The following is a 2,290-nucleotide window of genomic DNA, read 5'->3' on the forward strand; positions in this document are numbered from 1 at the left end:
CGCCCGCTCGGCATGACCAAAATCCTGCCGGCGACATTCTGGCCGAGACCGGGATGCGAATGGTCTGTTATGTCGCCCGTCTCGGCATCGATGCCGCCCCAGAAGCTCAGCGGTTGCGAATACACCAGCGCCTGGCCCCTGGCTTCGCCGGCCAACTGGAAGATGCCGGTTCGTTCCACCGGTCGCGTCATGAGGCGCTCCGCACGACATGCCCGGCAGCAGCAGAGCGGATGCAATCCTCCATCTCGGCGAAGGCGACGGACACGCCGATATTGCCCGGCGCGTAATGCGCCCATTTGCCGGAATTGGTCATGACCACGCCGTCGAGGCGTTCCAGGATCGATGTGACATAGGTGCAGGTGTCGGCGACCGGAATCAGGCCGAACGCCTCCATGCCATCAAGCGCGCCCTCCTCCTGCAGCCGCGTCAACGTCGCACGCCCAGTGTTGACGTAGATCGGGATGCGCCTTCCGGGTGCTGCCTCGCGCAGCAACGGCAACAGCCGCATCCATTCCGCATGCGAAAAATGCGGAGTGCCGAGCGACACGGCCGCCAGCGGCGCGCCATCGGACACGCCAGACAGCTTGGCCAGCGCATGGTCGATATCGGCGCGGGTGATACGGATCGTCTCGTCAGGCGCATGGCTCTGGAACGCCTCATCGAGGATCCTGGCTTCGGGCGTGATGCCGACCGCATGGAACAGCGCCACAGCACCCGTCGTTGCAGCCGCCGCACCCAGCGCCTTCAGCTGGTCCTCGTCACGCGGCCGCGGCAGACCGGCAATCACCGGAACGCGGTCGCCACTCGCTTGCCCTATGATTAGCCCGACGCCGACGAAAAGGCTGTCACTCAGCTCGCCGTCTGGAACATCCAGTTCGAACAGGATCCGGCCGCGCCGGTTCTCGCTCAGATGCAGGCCCCAGGCCGGCGCGCGGCCGGTCATGGCGCAGCACAGATCGATGAAATCGCCATAGCGGTTGGTGCGCGCGCCGATCACCGAATTGGCAAAGACGATGGCGTTGGACTCACCCCAGGCGATCTGCTGGCCAAAGCTTGGCCGAAAGCGCGTCTGGTAGGGCGCGCAGGTGAAGGTCGCCTGGCAGCCGAGTTCCAGATGCGCCTTCATCAGCCGCCGCGCCGGCACCTCTTCCGCTAGGGGCATCTTGACCATGCCGGGATGGATGAGATCGAACGAACCGACATTCAGCGTCGTCGGCACCTGAACGCGGCCACCGCCTTCGACCAGCCGCTCGACGAAATCGAGACCGGCCTTGCCGTGGTAGAGACAGCCATCGATATGGGCGCCGGCAATGTCGAGCAGGCAGCCCGCCCCGACCGCATTGGAAAACGCGGCCAGGATTTTCATGGCAGCGGCGGCGGACGGACCCTGCTCGCCGTCGAGCATGGATCGGTCCTGTGCGGTCAATTTAAGCGTCATCGCAGCTCCGGGCTCGTTGTCGGAAAGGACGGAGGGACAGCGCCCCCCTCTGCCCTGCCGGGCATCTCCCCCTCAAGGGGGGAGATTAGCTGTCATTGCCGCTTTCGCAAATTTCCAGTGTTGAAGAAAGAGTGGCGGCGTTGAGGCTGCCTATCTCCCCCCTTGAGGGGGAGATGTCCGGCAGGACAGAGGGGGGCGAACCGCTCTACCTACCCCGCCGCGATCAACACCGTACTCTCCGGCGACCAGCGCAGAACGACGTCCTGACCTTCCGCCAGCCTGTCGACACCCGTGTTCTGTACAATCACCTTCAACGTCTGGCCGCCACGCTCGACGAAATAGGTGCTGTTGTTGCCGGCGAAGATGCGCTTGGAAACCTGCCCCTTGAGCATGTTGGCAGTGCCATCCGGTGCTCCGGCATCCGTGGCGATGCGGATGCGTTCGGGGCGCACGGCACAGCTCGCCTTGGCGCCGGCGGCAAGCTTGGCACCCGCGCCGGCGGCAATCGCCGTGCCGTCCGGCAGCCGGATGCCATCGCCCGTCGTATCGCCGCGAAAAATGTTGGCGTCGCCGAGGAAGGTGGCAGCGAACTCGCTCTTCGGCCTGTTATAGATCTCCTCCGGCGGCCCCTCCTGCACCAGCCTTCCGTCGCGCAATATGCCGATGCGGTCGCTCATCGTCAGCGCTTCTTCCTGGTCGTGCGTGACGAAGATCGTGGTGATGCCGATCTCGCGCTGGATGCGCTTGAGCTCAATCTGCATGTCGACGCGCAACGCCTTGTCGAGCGCACCCAATGGCTCGTCGAGCAGCAGCACGCGCGGCTTGGTGACGATGGCGCGGGCGAGAGCCACA

At 64.9% G+C, this 2,290-nt stretch carries 3 protein-coding genes; all 3 read right to left on the minus strand.

The window, feature by feature from the left end:
- The coding region (locus EN984_RS31685; RefSeq protein WP_127384223.1) for a DUF126 domain-containing protein at positions 1–191 on the minus strand (191 nt) is incomplete at its 3' end.
- Complete coding sequence (locus EN984_RS31690; RefSeq protein WP_127268608.1) at positions 188–1,438, minus strand: aconitase X; 1,251 nt, start codon at positions 1,436–1,438, stop codon at positions 188–190. The genes EN984_RS31685 and EN984_RS31690, both read right to left, overlap by 4 nt.
- A 209-nt stretch (positions 1,439–1,647) precedes the next feature.
- The coding region (locus EN984_RS31700) for an ABC transporter ATP-binding protein (protein ID WP_164765792.1) at positions 1,648–2,290 on the minus strand (643 nt) is incomplete at its 5' end.

Origin of the sequence: Mesorhizobium sp. M7A.F.Ca.CA.004.12.1.1, from assembly GCF_003997835.1 — a bacterium.
Classification (GTDB): Bacteria; Pseudomonadota; Alphaproteobacteria; order Rhizobiales; family Rhizobiaceae; genus Mesorhizobium.

Bases quoted from the DNA above. Each gene is read 5' to 3' on its own strand.
- EN984_RS31690 (WP_127268608.1), bottom strand. From the start codon at position 1,438: ATGACGCTTAAATTGACCGCACAGGACCGATCCATGCTCGACGGCGAG.